The organism is Curtobacterium sp. VKM Ac-1376 (assembly GCF_015351025.1).
Classification (GTDB): domain Bacteria; phylum Actinomycetota; class Actinomycetes; order Actinomycetales; family Microbacteriaceae; genus Curtobacterium.
Genome location: NZ_JADKRV010000007.1, coordinates 66,247 through 85,947, shown reverse-complemented (window position 1 = coordinate 85,947; position 19,701 = coordinate 66,247). Strand labels below are relative to the sequence as shown.

Genomic DNA, 19,701 nt, shown 5'->3' with positions numbered 1-19,701 from the left:
TAAGGCTTCCCTTACCGTTGCACGCATGGCACGGACCCGGCGACAGCCCAGCGATCGCATCCTCATCGCGGGCGGTGCCGAGGACCTCGTCGAGATCCACCGCCAGCTCGAGGACCTGCCGGAGAATGCCTACGGGCAGGTCTTCGTCGAGGTCGCTCTCGACGAGCAGATCCGCGTCCTGCCGGCACCGCCCCGCGTGACCGTGACGTGGCTGGTCCGGAGCGCCCGCAGCTCGGCCGTGGCACCCCTGGTGTTCGCCGACCACGGCGAGGCCCTCGCGCACGCCCTGACCGCCTGGGCGGGCGAGTGGTGCGTCACCGGTTGTGAGCCCCGCACCTCAGTGTGGATCGGGTGCGCGGACAGCCCCTGGGTCGAGCGTGCTCGGGCCGCAGTGCAGCTCGAGCTCGCCGACGCCGGCCAGCAGGTGCAGGTCGAGTTCGGCGGGTAAGGCCAGCCTGCTCTTCCTTGTGGCATGCAAGAGAAGCGGGCATGGTTGTGACCAACGGCAGCACCGGACCGGTCAGGACAGGCCGACGCCCGGCCGTCGCCACGATGGAGGAGGAAACGACATGACCACGCAGAGCAGCACCACCACGAGCACCACGTCCCCGTTCTCGACCACGCCGGAGCTCGCAGCCGGGGTCGCCCAGTTCCTCGCCCCGGTCGTCATCGACCTCGAGGCGCTCGTCGTCAACGGCAAGCAGGCGCACTGGCACGTCCGTGGCCGGAACTTCGTCGGCGTGCACGAGCTCCTCGACGAGATCGTCGAGCACGCCCAGGAGTACGCGGACAACGCCGCGGAGCGCATCGTCGCCCTGGGTCTGCCGGTCGACTCGCGCATCGCGACCGTGGCCGCGAACACGACCCTGCCGCCCCTGTCGCAGGGCTTCCAGAACTCCGACGTCACCATCACCGAGGTGATCGCCCAGATCGACGCCGCGCTGCTGCAGGTCCGCCGTGCGGTCGACGGCCTCGACGAGGTCGACCTCAACAGCCAGGACGTCGCGATCGAGATCGAGCGCGGTCTCACCAAGGACCGCTGGTTCCTGCAGGCGCACCTCGCCGCCTGAGGCGCGACCGACAGACGGACGGGAGGCCCGGTGCCAGCTGGCATCGGGCCTCCCGTCCGTCTCCGGTTCCGTCCCGCGCCCCTACTGCGGGATCACGTTCCCGTCGGCGAAGACGACGTCCGGCGCGTCGACCCGGCGGTCGACGACGGTCGTCGGCGCCTCGAGGTGGACGGCGCCGGAGGGCAGGATGCCGACGCCCCCGAAGCGTTCCATGACCCGCCACTGGGCGACGACGTCCTCGCCGGAGTGCTCCGGCGGCAGGGTGTCCCAGAACCGGAAGCCACCGACGTCCTCGAGCGCGTGACGGTCGTACAGCGCGCAGGCACCGACCCAGGCGACGCGGTAGGGCACCCAGCCGCCCGGCTCGACATCGAGCTCCGCGGCGACGTGGGTCGGGTTGGCGGCGTTGTGCAGCGACCAACGTGCGAACCCCGCGGTGCCGCGACGCACCACCTCGGGGACGACCGGGCCGTCCCACCGCTCGAAGACGGCCGTCTCGTGCGGGCGGCGGTCCTGCAGGTACGACAGGCCCTGCACCGCGCTGCCGACGAACCCGCAGCCGAGCGTGCGGAGGGCGTCGAGCATCCGGGCGATCGAGCCCGGTTCGAGCCAGACGTCGTCGTCGAGGAACAGCACCGCGGATGCCTCGGCGTGGTCGAGCAGGAACTGGCGGTGCTCGGCCAGGCCACGCCGTTCCGGGTGGGTGAGGAGCGTGACGGGCCGACCCTGGGCCTCCAGGACACGGAGCATCGCCGCGACCGCCGGCGCGCTGGCGGCGTCCCCGTCCACCGACTGGTCGCTCAGGACCAACCGCAGGTCCACCTCGGTCTGGGCGGCGAGGCCGGCGAGTGTCGTGGCGAGCTCGGCGGGCCGGCCGACGGTCGGGATGAGCACGTCGACGTCGACCGTGCTCGTGTCCGCTGGATCGGGGGCCTTCGCCCAGGACCCGGACCAGCGGGCGGTCACGGTGCCGGGTCCGGTTCGGTGCGCCCCGCGGCCTCGCGGATCCGCCGGACGACGGCGCTGGTGGAGTGCTCGGGCACGTAGTCGACCATGACGACCTCGCCGCCGTAGCCGCGCACGACCTCGGTCTCGCGGAGCATCTCGGGGGAGTAGTCGCCGCCCTTGACGTAGACCTCCGGCCGGAGCCGCTCGATGAGCGGGATGGGGGTGTCGGTGGCGAACACGGTGACCAGGTCGACGCAGGCCAGTGCGGCCAGGACTCCAGCGCGGTCCTCGGCCGGGTTGATCGGCCGCTCCGGACCCTTCAGCCGGCGGACCGAGTCGTCGTCGTTCAGCGCGACGACGAGCAGGTCACCGAGGTCGCGCGCCTGCCGCAGGTACGTGGTGTGCCCACGGTGCACGACGTCGAAGCAACCGTTCGTGAAGACCACCCGGCGGCCTGCCTGCCGTGCGGCCTCGACGGCCGTCGCCAGCTCGTCGTGGTCGACGACGGTCGCTGCCGGGGCGGTGACCGAGTCGAGCAGGGCAGCCGCGGTGCAGACCGAGGTGCCTGCCTCGCGGACGACCACGTCGGCCGCGGCCTGCGCGACCGACACGGCGTCGTGCAGGGGGGCCTGGACGGCCAGGGCGACGGTCGCCGCGGCGCAGAACGTGTCGCCAGCGCCGGAGGCCTGCTGCTCGGAGGCGGGCGTCGCGCGGGTGCGGAAGCCCTGGTCCGAGCCGGCCTCGAGCAGCACCGTGCCGTCACGGTCGAGCGTGACGACCGCGGCACGGGCGCCGCTCCGGGCGAGGACCTCGGCGCGGGCTGCCACGACGGTCGCGATGCGGTCCGTGCCGGAACCGAGCTCCTGACCGAGCAGCGCGGCGGTCTCACCGGCGTTCGGCGTGACGAGGTCGGGCCGGAGCGCTGCCCAGCGGGTCAGGTCGTGGGCGTCGACGACCACGGCGCCGGGGCGGTCGCGATCGAGCATCGGGACGACGTCGTCGGCGCGGACGCCCAGGCCGTAGTCGCAGACCACCGCGGCGTCGGCGCAGCGGATGGCCCGGGCGACGGAACGGGCGAGCCGTTCGCCGTGCTCGGCGGTCGGCGTCGCGGCGAGTTCGTCGACGCGGACGACGACGCGGTCGCCGCCGACGACGCGGGACTTGGTGGTGGTGCGGGCACCGGGGATCTCGACCAGGAACGACGTGTCGACGCCAGCCGCCTCGAGCCGCTGTCGCAGGACGTCGCCGGCCTCGTCGTCGCCGATGAGGCCCACCATCCGGACGCGCGCACCGAGGGCTCGGGCGTTCACGGCGGTGTTGGCGGCGCCGCCCGGGACCGCGATGGTCTCGGTGACACGGACGACGGGGGCTGGGGCCTCGCGCGAGACCCGCTCGGCCTCGCCGACGGTCCACCGGTCCAGGATGCAGTCGCCGATCACGACCACGAGGGGTTCGCGGTCGTCGACGGTGGCGACGAGGTCGCGGACCAGGCGGACGTCCGCGGTCATCGGGCGCCTCCCACGGTGTCGGCGCTGCCCGCTGTGGCGCCGGCAGCTGATGCGGGGCCGGTGGTGCTGGCGGCCTTGTTGCTGGCAGCGCTGCTGCTGCTGGCTGCGTGCTCCGGCTCGACCGAGCGGCGGGGCGGTGCCGCCTCGAGGTGCACCACGGTGGTGGTGGTCATCTCGTCGAGCAGGTGCGGTCCGTACCCGAACCCGGCGCCCGAGGCCCCGCGGGGCTGCGCGCTGCCTCCGGGCGCGCCACCGAACACCGCGTTCACCTTGACGGTTCCGACGGGCAGTTCGGCCGCGGCACGGAGCGCGTGCGCGGTGTCGTTCGTCAGGACGGTGGCAGCCAGGCCGTAGCGGTCGGCCGCTGCGAGCCGGAGACCCTCGTCGAAGTCCGACACGACACGCACCGGGGCGATCGGGCCGAAGGTCTCCTCGGTGAGCACGAGCATGTCGTCGGTGCAGCCCGTCAGGACGGTGGCCGGGTAGAACGACCCGAGGCCACCCGGGGTGACGCCACCCGTCCGTGCGGACGCCCCGCGCGCGATCGCGTCGTCGACGTGCGCCTGCACGAGTTCGCGGAGCCGGTCGTCGACCAGGGGTCCGAACTCGGCGGGCGCTGCGGCCGTGCGGCGCTCCGCCTCGGCGACGAGCGCGGCGACGAACGGCTCGGCGACGTCCTGGTGCACGTAGACCCGCTCGACGCTCGTGCAGATCTGACCGGTGTTCGCGAAGGCACCGAGGGCGACCTGCGATGCCGCCCACTCCGGGTCGACGTCCGCGTCGACGACGACGGCGTCGTTGCCGCCGTTCTCGCGGATGACGTGGGCACGCGTGGTGGCGGCGACCTCGCTCAGGCGGTCACCGGTGGCCGTCGAGCCGACGTGCGCGTAGACGTCGATGCCCTGCTGGGCGAGCAGCTGCTCACCCGTGGCCGCGTCGCCGTCGACGCCGATGAGGACACCGTCGGGCAGGACCTCGGCGAGCAGCGCGTTCAGCCGGGCGAAGGTGGCGGGGCACCGCTCGCTGCCCTTGTGCACGACGGTGTTGCCGGTGACGATCGCGGCTCCGAGGATCCCGCACGCGACGGCGACCGGGTCGTTCCACGGGGTCAGCGCGAGCACGACTCCGCGGGGGTGCGGGACCGACCAGTCGGCAGCGCCGAACTGCCCACGCAGGGCCTCACCGCGGTGCACCGGACCGAGCTCGGCGTACTGCACGAGCGTCCCGATGCCGGCCTCGACCCCGCCGAGTGCGTCGCCGGGGACCTTGCCGGTCTCACGGGTGTTCAGGTCCGCCAGCTCCTGCGCGTGGGCACGGAGACGCTCCGCAGCGGCGTGCAGCAGGGCTCCTCGCTCAGCCGGAGCGGTGCGTGCCCAGGCGCCGGCGGCTGCACGGGCACGGGCCACGGCGTTCCGGACGTCGTCCTCCGTCGAGCGGGGGACGCTCGATGCGATGGATCCGTTGACCGGGTCGGTCACCACGAGGGCGTCGGCGGCGGGAGGTGCGATCGTCATGGGGTCCTTCCGGAGGCGGGCGGGGCCTGACACGCTGCTCGGTGCTTGCTGGGCGCGGTCACGGGATCGCGCTTCTCGTCCATCCGGGGGCGGTGCTGGGTGCGCCTCCGGGTCCGACCGGTAGACGTGGAGCCGTGCAACAGATCGGTGTGGGCGGAGAACGGTTCGACGACGTCAAGGAGATCGCGGTGCTCCGCGGTGGTGGGCTGGGGGACCTGATGTTCGCCCTCCCCGCGATCGAGGCCCTCGCCGCTGCCTACCCCGAGGCCCGCGTCACCCTGCTCGGCAGCCCGACGGCGCCGGCGGTCCTCGACGGGCGCACGGACGCCGTCCAGGCGTTCGAGGAGCTCCCCGTGGCACCCGGCGTGCGGGACTCGGGCGACGGTGCCCCGACCGAGCAGGACTTCTTCGACCGGCTGCACGGACGCTTCGACCTCGCCGTGCAGGTCCACGGCGGCGGCCGGAACTCGAACCCGTTCCTGCTCCGGCTCGGCGCCCGCCACACGGTCGGTACCGCCACCGAGGACGCCGAGGTGCTCGAGCGCTGGGTCCGCTACGTCTACTACCAGCACGAGGTCGTCCGCGCGCTCGAGGTCGCCTCGCTCGCCGGTGCCGAACCGGTCACCCTCGACCCGAGGCTCCGGGTCCGCGATGACGAACGAGCCGCGATCCGCGAGCGACTCGCGGTGAGCGGACGGCTCGTCGCCATCCACCCCGGCGCGACCGACCCCCGTCGCCGCTGGAGCCCCGATCGTTTCGCCGCGGTCGCCCGGGCGCGCATCGAGGCCGGCGACGACGTCGTGCTCGTCGGCGACGACACGGACGTCCCGGCATCGTCGGCGATCGTCGAGTCCGTGCCCCGGGAGCTGCGCGGTCGAGTGCACGACCTCACGGCCTCGCTGCCGCTCCGGGAGCTGCCGGCGGTCCTCGCCGCGGCGGACGTCATGGTGGGCGACGACTCCGGGCCGCGCCACCTCGCCGTGGCGGTCGGCACGCCGACCGTCGGCGTCTTCTGGTTCGGGAACGTCGTCAACGCCGGCCCCTTCGACCGCGGGCGGCACCGCGTTCACCTGTCCTTCGTGACGCGGTGCCCGGTGTGCGGTGCGGACGTCACCCAGGTCGGGTGGACCGCGGAGCGCTGCGAGCACGACCCGTCCTACGTCGACCAGGTCGAGCCCGAGGCGGTCCTCGCAGACGTCGAGGACCTGCTCCGCACGACCTGACGCTGCGCGCCGCCACGACCGCCCGGTGCGAGGTTCCGCACTCCGTGCGACCCTCCTGCCCTCGCACGGAGTGGGCAATCTCGCACCGAGCGATGGACGCGACCGGCCGACGGACGGGAGGCCCGGCGCCAGCCCGGCACGCGCCTCCACGCCGCCCGAGGCGCCGCGATCGCCTGGTGCGAGGTTCCGCACTCCGTGCGACACTCCTGCCCTCGCACGGAGTGGGCAACCTCGCACCAGAGCGCAGCGCCCGCAGCGCCCGCAGCGCACGGCACACGACGACGGACGGGAGGCGCGGTGCCAGCCGGCACCGCGCCTCCCGTCCGTCAGCGGCGAGCGGCTACGGCCAGCTCGGCTCCGTCGCCGGCATGATCGACAGCTCGCGGATCTCGCAGCCGGCGGGCTGCGACAGCGCGAAGATGATGGAGTTCGCGACGTACTCCGGCTCGATGAGCTGCGCGTCCGGACCCGGCTTGTACTGCTCGGTGCGGTCCGCGAAGAAGTTCGTGCGCATCCCGGCGGGGATCACGTTGGTGACCCCGATGCGGCCGGCGGTCTCGGCCGCCAGCGCCTGTGAGAATCCACGGACGCCGAACTTGGACGCCGAGTACGCGGTGCCGTCGCCGACGCCGCGCAGGGCCAGCGAGGATGAGATCGTCACGACGCGGCCGTGCGTGGCCTCGAGCGCGGGGAGTGCCGCGCGCACGGTCGAGGCGGTGCCGATCAGGTTCACGCCGACGATCTGCTCCCAGTCGCCGGACGAGATCGCGTCGATGGGCGCGGGCTTGTCGAGGCCCGCGGCGGTCACGACGGCGTCGAGGCCACCGTGGCGCTCGACGGCCTGGCGGACGGCGTGCTCGACGGCGGCGGTGTCGGAGACGTCCACCGCGACGGCGTCGACGCCCTCGGGGACGGCGTCGATCCGCAGGTCGAGGACGATCGGGGTACCGCCGGCCTCGGTGACGGCGGCCACGACCGCTGCGCCGAGTCCGGAGGCTCCGCCGGTGACGAGGACGCGGCCGATGGGGGTGGTGGGGACGGGCATGGATGTCCTTTGCGTAGTGGTGCGGGAAGTGGTCGAGCTGGTGTGGGGAGGCGAGCGGACGCTCAGCCGACGCGTTCGATCGCGGCGGCGAGCCGGGTGGTGGAGCGCCCCGGGTGGAACGGCACGGTGACGACGCGCCCGCCCCACTCGGCGAGCGTCGCCGTCTCGGGCAGCTCGCTCGCGGTGTAGTCCCCGCCCTTCGCCCAGACGTCCGGGCGGAAGCGGCGGAGGGCTTCGTCGGGGGTCGATTCGTCGAACACCACCACGGCGTCGACGCAGTCGAGCGCGAGCAGCAGTTCGACCCGGTCGTCCTGTGTCATGATCGGCCGGTCCGGGCCCTTGAGCGCGCGGACCGAGTCGTCCGAGTTGAGGCACACGACCAGGCAGTCGCCGAGGGCCCGAGCAGCCGACAGGGTGCGGGCGTGCCCGGCGTGCAGCAGGTCGAAGCACCCGCCGGTCGCGACGACGGTGCCGCCGGCGCTCCGGACGTCGTGCACCAGGCGCATGGCGTCGCGGTCGGCTCCCGGCACGGCGAGCGGCGCGGGGCCGTCGTCGGCGAAGAGCGCGGCGACACCACCGGCGGCCAGGTACTCGGACGCCGCGACCACACCCGCCGAGACGGCGTCGGGGACGTCGGCGCCGCCGGCCAGCGCGACGGCGACACCCGCGGCGAGTCGGTCACCGGCACCGCACGGGTCACCGGCGCTGACGGACGGGGCGGGGACGAACCGGCTGTCGCCGTGGACGTCGGCGAGGAGCGCACCGCGGTCGCCCATCGTCACGGCGACCGCACCGGCCTGCCACTGGTCGACGAGCCGGGCGGCGGCCTCGGTGGCGAAGGGGACGCCCTGGCCCTCGACGTCGGTGAAGCGGCGGGCCTCAGCGGCGTTCGGGGTCGCGACGGCGATGCCGGGGACCGGGGCAGCGCCCTTGGGGTGCGGGTCCCACACCACGGGCAGCCGCTCGGCCGCGCGGGCGAGCGCGTCGCGCAGCGCGGGGGAGGCGGCGACACCGCGGCCGTAGTCGGCGACGACGATCGCGTCGACGCCGTCGAGCGCACCGAGCATGGCGTCGGTGGTCTCCGGCACGGGCGGTGTCGCGCAGCCCTCGTCGATCCGGACGAGGGCGTGGTCGACGACGCGCACGCGGGTCTTCACCGGCGTCGGGACACCCGAGGGACCGGCGACCACGGTGACGTCTGGGAGCAGGTCGCGGATCTCCTGCGCACGGACGTCGTCGCTCAGGACGGTGACCAGGGTGACGTCGTGGCCGTCCCTGGTGAGCATCGTCGCGACGAGCCCGGCGCCACCGGCACGGCGGTCGTCGGTCGCGACGTCCACCACAGGGACGGGGGCGTCGGGGCTGAGCCGCTCGCTCGTGCCGGAGACATCGACGTCGAGCAGCGTGTCCCCGACGACGGCGATGCGGAAGTGCGGAACGGCGGCACGGCCACCGGCAGCGCCGGAGCGCGAACCGGCGCCGGCACCAGCCCCGCTCATCGACGACCCCCGCGACGCAGCGTCGGCTCCATCGCCTTGCAGAGTGCGTGCACGAGGACGAGCTGCGCCTCCTGCACGTTCGCGGACGCCCCCTCGATGCAGATCGCGTCGTCCACGGCCTCGGCCAGGGGATTCGGGCGCGGGCCGGTCATCGCGATGGACCGGGCGCCCACGGCGCGGGCGGCCTCGGCCGCCCGGAGCAGGTTCGGGCTCTTGCCGCTGGTCGACAGCAGGACGACGACGTCCCCGGCGCGGGCGTGCGCGGACACCTGGCGCGCGAACACCTGGTCGTAGCCGTAGTCGTTGCCGATCGCGGTGACCGCGGACGTCTCAGCGTGCAGGGAGATCGCCGAGTACGCGGGCCGGTCACCCTCGAACCGGCCGGTGAGCTCCGACGTCAGGTGCTGCGCCTCGGCCGCCGACCCGCCGTTGCCCGCGGCGAGCAGGCGCCGGCCGGCGACGAGCCGCGCGGCGATGTCGTCGGCCCACGCCGCGATGTGGTCCTTGTGGTCGACGAGTGAGGCGATCACGGGGCCCGACGCGGCGACGTGGTCGACGACGACACGGGCGCTCCCGGTGGTGGCACGTTCCTCGAGCCCGGTCTGCTGGTCGATGGTCATCGTGCGGTCCTCTCCGTCGACTGTGCGGCACGGGCGACCCGGCCGGTGTGGGTGGTGCGCGAGCGCCCGGCGGTCGGCCCGGTGGAGGCGGTGCCGGCCAGCAGGCGCTCGTAGACGCGCTCGCTGTCCGCGGCGACCTTCTGCCACGTGTAGCGGGACTCGGCGCGCTTGCGGCCGGCCCTGCCGTACGCCTCGCGGCGCTCCGGGTCGTCGAGCAGCGCGCCGACGGCGGCGGCGACCGCCGTCTCGTCGCGCGGGGGCACGTGCAGCCCGGTCGCGTCCTCGACGACCGTGTCGATCAGCCCGCCGACGCTCGACGCGACGACCGGGCGCCCGCAGGCCATCGCCTCGAGGGGCACGATGCCGAAGGGCTCGTACCAGGGCGCGCAGACCACCACGTCGGCGCTGCGGTACACCGCTGGCATGTCCTGCTGGCCGAGCTGCCCGCGGAACGTCACGTGGTCGCGGACACCGAGCGAACGCGCCAGGGCGTCAAGCCGCTGGTACTCGGGGTCGTCGACCAGGTCGGCACCGGCGACACCGGCACCGCCGACCACGACGAGCTCGACGTCGCGGCCCTGTTCGACGAGCGCGGCGAGGGCGGCGATCGTCGTCCCGACGCCCTTCCGTCGGACCAGGCGCGACGCCGTGAGCACCCGGAGTGGCCGGTCGCGTGGCTCGACGGGGCCGTCCGGCCGGAAGAGCGAGACGTCGACGCCGCACGGCACGACGGAGATGCGGTGCAGCGGCACGCCGAGCGCCTTCAGCTCGAACGCCTCGTCCGAGCAGGTCGCGACGACCTGGTCGACGCTCCGACCGACGGCGGGTTCGACCCACTCGCGCTCGGTGGGACTCGTGTCCGCGGCCCCCTGGTGGCGGCGCTTCACCACGCCGAGGGCGTGGAAGGTCTGCACGACGGGGATCCGCACTCCGCCGGTCCGCGCCTGCACCTGCGCGACCGCCTCGAGCGCGGCGTGCCCGGACATCCAGAAGTGCGCGTGCACCACGTCGGGCCGATCGATGAACCACTCCGCGGCGAGCACCGCCGCGAACGTCCCCATGTACGGGAACAGCTCGTCCTTCGGCACCGCGCGTGCAGGTCCGGCGTCGACGTGCACGACGTCGACACCTGGACGGAGCGGCACCCGGACCGGCTGCGACGCGTCGTCGCGCCGCGTGTAGACGGTCACGTGGTGGCCTCGGTCGGCGAGTGCGCCGGAGAGTTCGGCCACGTGGACGTTCTGTCCACCGGCGTCGACACCGCCGAGCACGGCGAGCGGACTCGCGTGTTCGGACACCATGGCGATCTTCATCGCAGGCTCCCTTCGAGCGCGGCTCCCGCCGCACGGTTCCGTCGCGCGCCGCGCGTGACGGCGTCGTCGAGCAGGTCGTCCCAGTCCGCCAGGAACCGGGCGAGCGCGTGCCGTGCGAGCACGGCCTCGCGCGCGACGAGCCCCCGTCGGCGTGCCTCCTCCGGGTCCTCGATCAGGATCCGGGAGGCCCGCACCAGCTCCTCGACGTCGGTCGCGATGGCACCGGCCTCACCGGGCACCGTGCGGGCCGCGTCCGTCGTCGCGAGCACCAGCACCGGCATCGCCATGTGCATCGACTCGATGAGCGACAGCCCGAGCGAGGTCCACCGGTTTGGGTGCACGTACGCGCGCCGTTCGGCGAGCGCCGCGTGCATCGGGTCGGCCTTGACGTCGCCCTGCGCGACGACGCGGTCGCCGAAGCCGAGCTCCGGCAGCCGTTCGGTGCCGATGCCCCAGACGTCCACCGGGGCGACCTCGGCGAAGCGGGGGAGCAGGTCGGTGCCGACGACGCGGTTCCGTCGGACGGGTTCGTTGATGACGACGCCGAGGCGCTCGAGGGCGCCGCTGTACAGCGGCCCGGGGTCGACGACGCCGTGCTCGACGACGGTGGCGCGGGTGCTCCCGCAGTCCCACATGAGGGCGTTCCAGTGCGTGACGTGCGCGATGGTCATGTCGTCGCGGTCCCGCATCGGGTGCAGGCTGTCGGGCACGTCGACCCGTGGGGCGTTGTGCTCGACGAAGACGATCGGGACGTCGCGTCCGCCCAGCAGACGCCTGGCTTCCTCGAGCTCCTCGGTGCGCTGCAGGACGACCACGTCGACCTCGGCCTCGGCGAGGTCCGCGGGGTCGATCTCGATCGCCGAGTCCGGCCAGTCCCGGCCACCGCGACCCAGTCCCCAGGCATCGCGCGCCGGGGTCGTCGGGATGAGGTACTCGTGGGGGCCGCGGACGAAGGCGTCCATCCAGCCGCCGTGCACGTGCCACACGAGGATCCGCATGCAGGGCCTTCCGGTCGGGGTCGATGGGGTCCCCTCCGAGCAGGAGGAGAAGGAGCAGGAGAAGCAGTGGCGCACGCTACGCAGCGCTTTCTGGGCCTCCGCGCAGACTTCTCTGATCCATCCGCGAAACGCGGTCGAGCAGTCGATCGTGGGCCTCCAGGACGTCCTCGGTGCGCACGCCGGACAGGCACGGGTGACCGGGCACGGGGCACTCCCGTGCGCGGCTCAGCCGGCACGGCGCGGCCTGGTCGCCGAGCAGTTCGACGAGGGGCGCGTACGGGGCCCACTTGACGGCCGGCACGACGGGCGAGAACAGACTGACGATGGGTGCCCCGACGGCCGCGGCGAGGTGCGCCGGGCCGGTGTTCCCGACGACGACCACCTCGGCTCCGGCGAGCACGGCGGCCAGTTCGGCGGGGCTGGTCCGGCCGCCGAGGTCGATGCCGGTGTCCCCGGCGACCGCGGCGGTGAGCGCGCGCTCACCGGGGGAACCGGTGACCACGACGGGCACGCCGCGCTCCGCGTAGGCGGCGACGAGGGCGCGGTGGTGCGACTCCGGCCACGAGCGCGCCGGGACGCTGGCTCCCGGGTGGACGACCACGTAGCGGTCGAGCGCGGCGACGGACGGGGGCGGGGTGGCGTCGTGTCGCACCGCGAGCCTCCCGTCGTCCTCCGGCGGGAGCCGGAACCCGGCAGCCTCGACGATCCGCAGCGCCCGCTCGGGTTCGGGGAGGTCCTCGGGCAGGTCCTCGCCGGGGCGGAGCCGGACGTCGAGCAGCGAGCCGGGGTGGTCGACGGAGGCCCCGGAGACGCGCGGGACACCGGCGAGGCGCAGGAGCAGCGCGAGGGGGAGCGGCGACTGGTGGAACGACGTCAGCACCACGGCTTCGTCGGGGCGCTCCTCGGCGACGAGCGCACGGAACTCGGCGAGCAGGGCGTCGTCGATCGGGCGTGCCGTCTCGGTGACCCACGGCGCCGCCCACACCCGCACGCGGTCGACGCCGGGCAGCAGGTCGGCAGCGGGCGCGCCCTGGGGCCCGCAGAGCATGGTGACGTGCGCGGCTCCGGCGGCGATCGCCCGCACGGCGGGGCCGGCGACCAGGACGTCCCCGAACGAGTCGAGGCGTGCGACGAGGACCCTCCGCCCGCTCACGCCCGGTCCGCCAGGGCGACCGTGCGCTCGAGGACCAGGCTGACCGCGTCGTCGAGGTCGGCGGCGACGGTGTCGGCGGCCTCGACCTCCTCGCTGCGGGTCCGAGGGGTCGGCACGAGGATGCCCTGGGCGCCGGCGTTGCGGGCGGCCTGCACGTCGGCACCGATGTCGCCGACCACCACGATCGACTCCGGCGGGATGCCGAGCCGCTCGGCGGCCTCGAGCACCATGCCCGGGCGAGGCTTCCGGCAGGCGCAGTCGTCGTCGGCGTCGTGCGGGCAGACGCACCAGACCTCGAAGGGGCCCACGAGTTCGTCGACGCGCGCGTTCGTGGCGTCGACCTGCTCGCGGGTCGCCATGCCCTTCGCGATCACCGACTGGTTCGTCACGACGCCGAGGCGCAGTTCCGCGGAGCGAGCACGCTCGACGGCGCGACGGGCGCCGGGGACGGGGACCACCAGGTGCGGGTCGGCGTTGTACGGGACGTCCACCACGAGGGTGTCGTCACGGTCGAGGAGCAGGCCGCGGATGACGCGGTCCGGTGCGAGGGCCATGGTCCGTGACTACCGGTCGGCCGCCGGGTGTCGCCCCAGGAAGCGCCGGAGAACGCGGTCTCCGCGACCGCCCCCAGCCTGCGCGGTCTACCGTCGCGGCGGTGACCGCCCTCGAGAGCCTGCCCCCGTCCGACGGACGCCCGGAACTGCTCGTCCTCCGTGCCATCAAGCTCGGCGACCTGCTCGTCGCCGTGCCCGCGCTGCACGCACTGCGCCGGGCGTTCCCCGATCACCGGATCACCCTCGCCACGACCGCGTGGCTGGCCCCGGTCGTCGAGCTGGTCCCCGCGGTCGACGTGCACCTGGCCCAGCACGGCCTCGACCACCCGATCGGGGTGCCGACCGGAGTCGTCGACGTCGCCGTGAACCTGCACGGAGCGGGTCCCGAGTCCTCGGACCTCGTCGCCGCGCTCGAGCCGCGTCGCGTCGTCGGCCACGCCGACCCGACCCACGGGTACCAGGGCCCGGAGTGGCCGCACGACGTGCACGAGCGCGACCGCTGGGCCGACCTGCTCACCTGGCACGGGATCCCGGCGGACGCGACGGACGTCCGCATCGACCGGCCGGCCGCACCCCCGGTGATCGCCGACACCGCCGTCGTGCACGTCGGGGCCTTCCACGGTGCGCGGCACTGGCCGACGGACCGTTTCGCCGACGTGGTGCGCGGGCTCCGCGAGCGCGGTGCCGACGTGGTCCTGACGGGAGGCGCGGACGACGTCGTGCGCGCCCGTGCCGTCGCCGACGCGGCCGGCCTGGCGCCGGAGGCGGTGCTGGCCGGCACCCTGGACCTGCAGGACTTCGCCGGGGTGATCGCCGCGGCCCGGCTGGTGGTCACGGTCGACACCGGCGCCGCACACCTCGCCACTGCCTACGGCGTGCCGTCGGTCGTGCTCTTCGGCCCGGCACCGCCCGAGGCCTGGGGGCCGCCCGCGACCGGGCCGCACATCGTGCTCACCGACGCCTCGGTCCGGCGCGGCGACGTCTTCGCCGAGGACCCCGATCCGGCCATCCTCGCCGTGACCGCCACCGATGTGCTCGCCGCGGTGGACCGGCTCGCGGTGACCGCACAGGTGATCGGGCGGTAGCGTCGACCCAGAGCCGCCCGGACCCGCCGGACGCTCGGAGGGAGCCCTCGTGTTCGAAGCTGCGAACATCCGTGACTGGATCGGTCTGCCGGTCGTCGACGAGGCCGACGACAAGGTCGGCACGCTCGAGAGCATCTACTACGACACCGCCACGTCGGAGCCCGCGTTCGGTGCTCTCACGACCGGGATGGTCGGGTTCCAGAAGCTCGTCTTCGTGCCGCTGTTCGGTGCGACCGTCGCGCCGAAGCACCTGCGGGTGACGTTCCCGAAGAAGCTCGTGAAGGACGCACCGTCGATCTCGACCGACGGTGAACTCGATGCCGCGTCCGAGCCCGAGCTGTTCCAGCACTACGGCCTCGAGTACCGCACCGGCAGCGGTGGCGAACGGCGACTCGGCCGCCGCTGACCCGGCGCTCCGGCGATCGCCCGATCGCCCGATCGCCCGTCCGACCGTCTGATCCGCTCCACCGCCCGGAGGCCGCAACTGCTCCGCACCGCCCGCAGGTCCGTGCTCGCTGCCCTGGCAGCGGTCGGCGTCGTCGGCCTGGTGGTCGCCGGTGTCGTGGTCCCCGGCCCGGCACCGAGTGCGTCGGCCGCGCCGATGTGGCCGGCGCCGCAGCCGTACCCGGTCCCCGCCGATCCGGACGAGTCGCTCGCCGACATCCCGCCGGGCAGCGAGTACGTCGCTCTCGGCGACTCGTACTCCGCCGGGTACGGACTCGGCGACCGGACCGGCCTGCCGACGAACGCGTGCGCCCAGTCCGCCCGCGACTACCCGCACCGGCTCGCCGCCCGGTTCGGCCTGGACCTGACGGACGTCACGTGTGCCGGCGCGACGAGCGAGGACGTCACGACCGGACACCAGTTCCACGGTGTCCCGCCGCAGATCGAGTCGCTGTCGCCGCGGACCCGGCTGGTGACCCTGACGATCGGCGGCAACGACGCTGACCTGTTCGGGACGGCCGCGTCGTGCCTGGCGATCTCGGCCGACGGCCCGGTGTTCTCCGGACGCGACGCGCCGTCCTGCGAGAGCACCCTGGTGCAGGACGGCGAGGACCAGCTCGCCGCGAAGATCCAGTCGCGGGTGGCGCTCGGGATCGCCGACACGCTCGCGGCGGTGCGACGTGCGGCCCCGGACGCCGTCGTCGTGTTCCTCGGGTACCCGGCGATCTTCCCGGACGCCGAGCACACACCGGCGAAGGGGTGCTTCCGGTCCGCGCTGGACATCGGCACGCTCGCGGGCTCGTTCCCGTCCGACACCTTCCCCTTCACCGACAGTGACGTCGAGTACCTGCACGGGGTGCAGGAGGAGCTCAACGCCGTCTCGGCCTCCGCTGCCGACGCCGCCGGCGTGCGGTTCGTCGACGTGCTCGGAGCCACCGAGGCGCACTCGGCATGCGCGCCCTCGGGCGACCGCTACGTCGCCGGGGTGAGCCTGACCGGGTCGAGCGACCTGCGCCGCATCGACCTGCGGGCCGGGGCACTGCACCCGAACGGACGCGGCGTCGCCTGGCTCACCGAGCAGATGGCCGACGCGGTCCGGGAACTCGCCGGCTGACCCTGCCGGCCACCGCGGTGTCCGTGTGCGCGGCGGGCGGGACGACGCAGACCGGTGCCCCGGTCTCGCGCAGGACGTCGTGCAGCAGCGCACCGGACAGCACGCGCACGTGCCCGCGACCGAGCACCACGAGCGACGCCCGGCGCGTCCGGGACGCGGTCGCGTGGCCCGGGTGCCCCTCGACGAGCAGCGGCCGGATCCGGAGCGCCGGGTACCGGGCGGTGAGTTCGTCGGTGACGCGCTGGAGCAGCTCGGCGTTGCGCGTCCGCCACCGCATCGGGTCATCCGCGAAGCCGGTGATCCCGGTGCGGGTGGACACCGGCATCTCCCACGCACGGAGGAGCGTCAGACGGCGGTTCCGGCGCACGGCCTCGTCGACGGCGATGGACACCGCCCGTTCGTCGATCGGTTCCTCGAGCGCCAGCACGACGTCGCCGTCGATCGGGTGCGGCCCCTCGGGCACGATGACCGTCGGCACCGCGGCGCGCACCGCGATGCGCGCGGGAGAATCGGCCGCGCGCGGTGGTGTGGCGGCCCCTCGGGGGTGATCCGGGCCTCCCGGCCGGTGGTGCGTACGCTCGGGGCGTGGTCGTGAGCGCCGGACTGTTGCTGCACCGGACCGGTCCGTCCGGTCCGGAGGTCTTCATCGCGCACATGGGCGGCCCCTTCTGGCGGAACCGCCCGCGCGCCTGGTCGATCCCGAAGGGACTGGTCGACGGCGCCGAGGAGCCGCGCGACACCGCGTTGCGGGAGTTCTCCGAGGAGATCGGCCTCCCTGCGCCGGCGACGGCCGCCGACCTGGTCGACCTCGGGGAGTTCCGGCAGGCATCCGGCAAGCGCGTGCGCGTGTTCGCTGCGGCTGCCCAGGGGTTCACCGTCGACACGGTGCAGAGCAACACCGTGCGGCTGGAGCTGCCGCGGGGGTCGGGCCGGTTCGTGGACGTTCCGGAGATCGACGACGCCCGGTGGGTCGAGGTGGACGAGGCCCGGGAGTTGCTGGTGGCCGGGCAGGTCGCGGCAGTCGATGCCCTGGTCGCGCTCGTCGCCGGCCCCTGAGCGCCCGCGTTGTGCGGGGTCGCTCGTGCCCGCACGGCCCGCGCGCCCCGCACGGGTCGTCGGGCCGCAAGACACGCCGCCTGCGTCCCGCCGAGCGGTCACGAACTGTCGCCCGGAGCGCCTCGAGCCGACAGTTGGTGCGTCCTCGGAGACGCGCACGCGGCATGTCGTGACCACTCGGCGAGGCCGACGTCGCACCCGGACAGCGCAACACGCCGTGCGCGTCACGCCGAGGTCGCACGGATCGTCGCCTGGCCCACGGCGGCGGACTGCGGCGCCGGCGGACTGTGCGGCCGGACAGGCGACCGGTCCGGTCGATAGCCTGAGCCGGCGTCGGGGTCTCCGGGGCCATCACAGGGGAGCACGCATGCGGCACGGGCGCACGATCACGGCTGGGCTGACCGCCCTGGCACTCGGAGCCGGCCTGGCCATCGGGGGCGCGACGAGTGCCTCGGCGGAGTCGGCTGGCAACTGGGGCACGTTCACCCTGAGCGGGTCGAGCAAGGCGTACACCGGCACGATGACGATGGCCGGGTTCCCCGAGACGACCTTCACGTCGAACTCGCGGCAGTCGACCGTGGTCGGCGGTGCATCGACCTGGCAGTCCGCGAACACCCCGTCGGGCGCGGTGTACGGCACGAGCCGCGGGCACACGTACATGAACCAACGGCCGACCGTGGACTCCGGAAACCCCGCGTCGGCCTCGACCACGACCTACACGTTCGCCGAGTCGACGCCGGGCGCATCGAGCTGGTCCTTCGTCCTCGGGGACATCGACGCCGACCGGGCGACCATCTCGGCCACCGTCTCCGGGGGAGGAGCCGCGACCGCGGACCAGCTCGGCTACGAGGGCTCGTACAACTCGTGTTCGGCGGCCGCCACCGGCGGATGGTCCTGCACGCCGGACCCCGACGGCACCACCGGTCGGGACCGTCCGACCTGGGACGATGCGACACGCACGCTGACCGGCAACACCGCTGCGGTCGACACCGCGGGTGCCACAGCCTGGTTCACGCCCACCGTCTCGCTCACGAGCCTGACCATCACGTACCAGCAGCGCAGCGGCTTCCCCGTCTACCAGACCTGGTTCGCCGACCGTACCGCGGCCATCTCGGGCACCGCGACCCTCGACGGCACGCCGATCCCCGGGGCCGTCGTGCGCGTGACCGCTCCGCGCGGCACCCTGTACACGACCACCACCGACGCCGACGGCAACTTCGTCTTCCCGCGGCTGCCGGTCATCGCGAACTACCGCGTCGAGGTCACACCGCCGCCCGGGGCGACCGGCACCGCGTCGGTGCCCGGCGTCTCGCTCGCCCGGGCAGGAGTGCCCGGTGGCACCGACCAGACCGTCGACTTCACGTTCACCGCGCCCGACGACACCGTGTCGGTGATCGGCACGGTGGTGGACGAGGACGGCGATCCGGTGTCGAACGCACCGGTCGTCATCACGGACCCCGACACCGGGGACACGCTCGTCGACACCACGACGAACAGTGACGGGGCCTACACCGGGTCGGACCTGCCACCGGACTCCGACCTCGACGTGTCGATCGCCGACGAGCTGCCCGTCACCATCGTGACCGGTGATGTCGACGCGGCACCGGCTGCTCCGGCTGACATCACGGCCCCGGCGGCCGTCATAGCGACCGTCGCGGGCGTCGTCTCGCTCGACGGGGCACCCGTCTCCGCCGACCGCGTCGTCGAACTCGTCGACGAGTCCGGTGCCGTGGTCGCGTCCACGACGACCGATGCCGACGGCCGCTACGCCTTCGCGACGAGCGCCGGCACCTACACGGTCCGGACCGAGCGACCGGCACCGGGCGCGACGGGCGACACGGCGAACACCGGCGTCACGGCCGCGGCCGGCGAGCGGGTCTCGTCGGACCTGCCGTTCGCTTCGCCCGCCGCGGCGATCGCGGTCACGACCGACCAGCCCGGCACGGTGGTCGACACGAACGACGACCCCGTCACCGGCGTGGCGGTCGTCGCGACCCCGATCGACCCGGAGGCCGGCGCCCCGGTGACCTCGGTCACCGACGACGACGGCGCGTTCGACCTGACTGGCCTCCAGCCGACGACCGAGTACGAGATCGCGGTCGACGTCGAGGGGGCCGAGACGGCGACCGTCGTGACGCCGGAGTCCGGTGCCGCGACGCCGCTGGCCTTCGTGGTGCTGGCCGCGGCCGCTCCGGTCCCGACGACTCCGGCGGTGCCGAGCACGTCTCCGTCCGCGATGCCGAGCGACCCCGGGTCGGGAGGCACGGGCTCCGCTCCGGTCGGCCGCTCAGGCGATGCGGGTGACCGCGGTCCGCTCGCGTACACGGGAACCGACCTCGTGCCGGGGCTCATCGCGGCCGGGGTGCTCGTGCTCCTCGGCGCGGCGCTGCTGACCTACCGCGCCGTCCGCAACCGCCGTCGCACGGAGCACCTGCAGGACTGAACGAAACCGGCGTGCGCGTCATCGCGAGCGCCGGCCCTTCCGACACGCCCGGCTCGTACCCCCGAGGTCGCACGACAAACCGCCCGCTCACCCCCGAGGGGTCACGAATCGTCG

At 74.1% G+C, this 19,701-nt stretch carries 19 protein-coding genes; 8 read left to right on the top strand and 11 right to left on the bottom strand.

What is annotated here, in order from left to right; genetic code table 11:
• Window positions 1–25: 25 nt before the first annotated feature.
• Entirely contained in the window at window positions 26–448 is a 423-nt protein-coding gene (locus ITJ56_RS10385; RefSeq protein ID WP_194630441.1) for an SIP domain-containing protein, read from the top strand.
• 121 nt (window positions 449–569) lie between these two features.
• Complete coding sequence (locus ITJ56_RS10380) at window positions 570–1,070, top strand: Dps family protein (RefSeq protein WP_194630439.1); 501 nt, start codon at window positions 570–572, stop codon at window positions 1,068–1,070.
• A gap of 81 nt (window positions 1,071–1,151) precedes the next feature.
• On the opposite strand, the gene ITJ56_RS10375 is transcribed toward ITJ56_RS10380, so the two are convergent.
• From ITJ56_RS10375 to ITJ56_RS10365, 3 genes are read right to left on the bottom strand one after another with little or no spacing between them, the layout of a single operon-like run.
• Window positions 1,152–2,036: a glycosyltransferase family 2 protein gene (locus ITJ56_RS10375; RefSeq protein WP_194630437.1), complete on the bottom strand. Its 885-nt coding sequence runs from the start codon at window positions 2,034–2,036 to the stop codon at window positions 1,152–1,154.
• Complete coding sequence (gene rfaE2 / locus ITJ56_RS10370; RefSeq protein WP_194630435.1) at window positions 2,033–3,526, bottom strand: D-glycero-beta-D-manno-heptose 1-phosphate adenylyltransferase; 1,494 nt, start codon at window positions 3,524–3,526, stop codon at window positions 2,033–2,035. Before rfaE2 ends, ITJ56_RS10375 begins: the two co-directional genes overlap by 4 nt.
• Window positions 3,523–5,040, bottom strand: a complete 1,518-nt coding sequence (locus ITJ56_RS10365; RefSeq protein ID WP_194630433.1) for an aldehyde dehydrogenase family protein — start codon at window positions 5,038–5,040, stop codon at window positions 3,523–3,525. The genes rfaE2 and ITJ56_RS10365 overlap by 4 nt, the downstream gene beginning before the upstream one ends.
• A 134-nt stretch (window positions 5,041–5,174) precedes the next feature.
• On the opposite strand from ITJ56_RS10365, the gene ITJ56_RS10360 reads away from it, so the two are divergent.
• Window positions 5,175–6,263, top strand: a complete 1,089-nt coding sequence (locus ITJ56_RS10360; RefSeq protein WP_194630430.1) for a glycosyltransferase family 9 protein — start codon at window positions 5,175–5,177, stop codon at window positions 6,261–6,263.
• A gap of 340 nt (window positions 6,264–6,603) precedes the next feature.
• On the opposite strand, the gene ITJ56_RS10355 is transcribed toward ITJ56_RS10360, so the two are convergent.
• From ITJ56_RS10355 to ITJ56_RS10325, 7 genes are all read right to left on the bottom strand, one after another.
• Window positions 6,604–7,308, bottom strand: coding sequence for an SDR family oxidoreductase (locus tag ITJ56_RS10355; protein ID WP_194630427.1), 705 nt, complete (start codon window positions 7,306–7,308; stop codon window positions 6,604–6,606).
• A gap of 62 nt (window positions 7,309–7,370) precedes the next feature.
• A complete protein-coding gene (locus tag ITJ56_RS10350) occupies window positions 7,371–8,807 on the bottom strand; it encodes a PfkB family carbohydrate kinase (RefSeq protein WP_228517487.1) in 1,437 nt (478 codons plus the stop codon).
• Window positions 8,804–9,427: a D-sedoheptulose-7-phosphate isomerase gene (locus ITJ56_RS10345; RefSeq protein WP_194630423.1), complete on the bottom strand. Its 624-nt coding sequence runs from the start codon at window positions 9,425–9,427 to the stop codon at window positions 8,804–8,806. Before ITJ56_RS10345 ends, ITJ56_RS10350 begins: the two co-directional genes overlap by 4 nt.
• Entirely contained in the window at window positions 9,424–10,740 is a 1,317-nt protein-coding gene (locus ITJ56_RS10340) for a glycosyltransferase (RefSeq protein WP_194630421.1), read from the bottom strand. The genes ITJ56_RS10345 and ITJ56_RS10340 overlap by 4 nt, the downstream gene beginning before the upstream one ends.
• Complete coding sequence (locus ITJ56_RS10335; protein WP_194630418.1) at window positions 10,737–11,738, bottom strand: glycosyltransferase; 1,002 nt, start codon at window positions 11,736–11,738, stop codon at window positions 10,737–10,739. The genes ITJ56_RS10340 and ITJ56_RS10335 overlap by 4 nt, the downstream gene beginning before the upstream one ends.
• Before the next feature lie 76 nt (window positions 11,739–11,814).
• Complete coding sequence (locus tag ITJ56_RS10330; protein ID WP_194630415.1) at window positions 11,815–12,891, bottom strand: glycosyltransferase family 9 protein; 1,077 nt, start codon at window positions 12,889–12,891, stop codon at window positions 11,815–11,817.
• Window positions 12,888–13,445 carry a D-glycero-alpha-D-manno-heptose-1,7-bisphosphate 7-phosphatase gene (locus ITJ56_RS10325; protein WP_194630412.1) on the bottom strand — a complete coding sequence of 186 codons (558 nt, stop codon included), beginning with the start codon at window positions 13,443–13,445 and terminating at the stop codon, window positions 12,888–12,890. The genes ITJ56_RS10330 and ITJ56_RS10325 overlap by 4 nt, the downstream gene beginning before the upstream one ends.
• A gap of 101 nt (window positions 13,446–13,546) precedes the next feature.
• Here ITJ56_RS10325 and ITJ56_RS10320 point away from each other — a divergent pair, with 101 nt between their 5' ends.
• The 3 genes from ITJ56_RS10320 (at window position 13,547) to ITJ56_RS10310 (ending at window position 16,088) form a co-directional block, all read left to right on the top strand.
• Window positions 13,547–14,530 carry a glycosyltransferase family 9 protein gene (locus tag ITJ56_RS10320; protein ID WP_194630409.1) on the top strand — a complete coding sequence of 328 codons (984 nt, stop codon included), beginning with the start codon at window positions 13,547–13,549 and terminating at the stop codon, window positions 14,528–14,530.
• Between the two features lie 49 nt (window positions 14,531–14,579).
• On the top strand, window positions 14,580–14,936 hold the full coding sequence (locus ITJ56_RS10315) for a PRC-barrel domain-containing protein (protein WP_194630406.1): 357 nt from the start codon (window positions 14,580–14,582) through the stop codon (window positions 14,934–14,936).
• 102 nt (window positions 14,937–15,038) lie between these two features.
• On the top strand, window positions 15,039–16,088 hold the full coding sequence (locus ITJ56_RS10310; RefSeq protein ID WP_194630404.1) for an SGNH/GDSL hydrolase family protein: 1,050 nt from the start codon (window positions 15,039–15,041) through the stop codon (window positions 16,086–16,088).
• On the opposite strand, the gene ITJ56_RS10305 is transcribed toward ITJ56_RS10310, so the two are convergent.
• Window positions 16,045–16,578, bottom strand: a complete 534-nt coding sequence (locus ITJ56_RS10305) for a universal stress protein (RefSeq protein ID WP_323749778.1) — start codon at window positions 16,576–16,578, stop codon at window positions 16,045–16,047. The two genes, ITJ56_RS10310 and ITJ56_RS10305, sit on opposite strands and share 44 nt — an antisense overlap.
• 95 nt (window positions 16,579–16,673) lie before the next feature.
• Here ITJ56_RS10305 and ITJ56_RS10300 point away from each other — a divergent pair, with 95 nt between their 5' ends.
• The gene (locus ITJ56_RS10300; RefSeq protein WP_323749777.1) at window positions 16,674–17,144 is read left to right on the top strand and encodes an NUDIX domain-containing protein; all 471 of its coding nucleotides are present in this window, start codon (window positions 16,674–16,676) and stop codon (window positions 17,142–17,144) included.
• Window positions 17,145–17,511: 367 nt separating this feature from the next.
• Entirely contained in the window at window positions 17,512–19,587 is a 2,076-nt protein-coding gene (locus ITJ56_RS10295) for an MSCRAMM family protein (protein WP_194630399.1), read from the top strand.
• Window positions 19,588–19,701 lie beyond the last annotated feature (114 nt).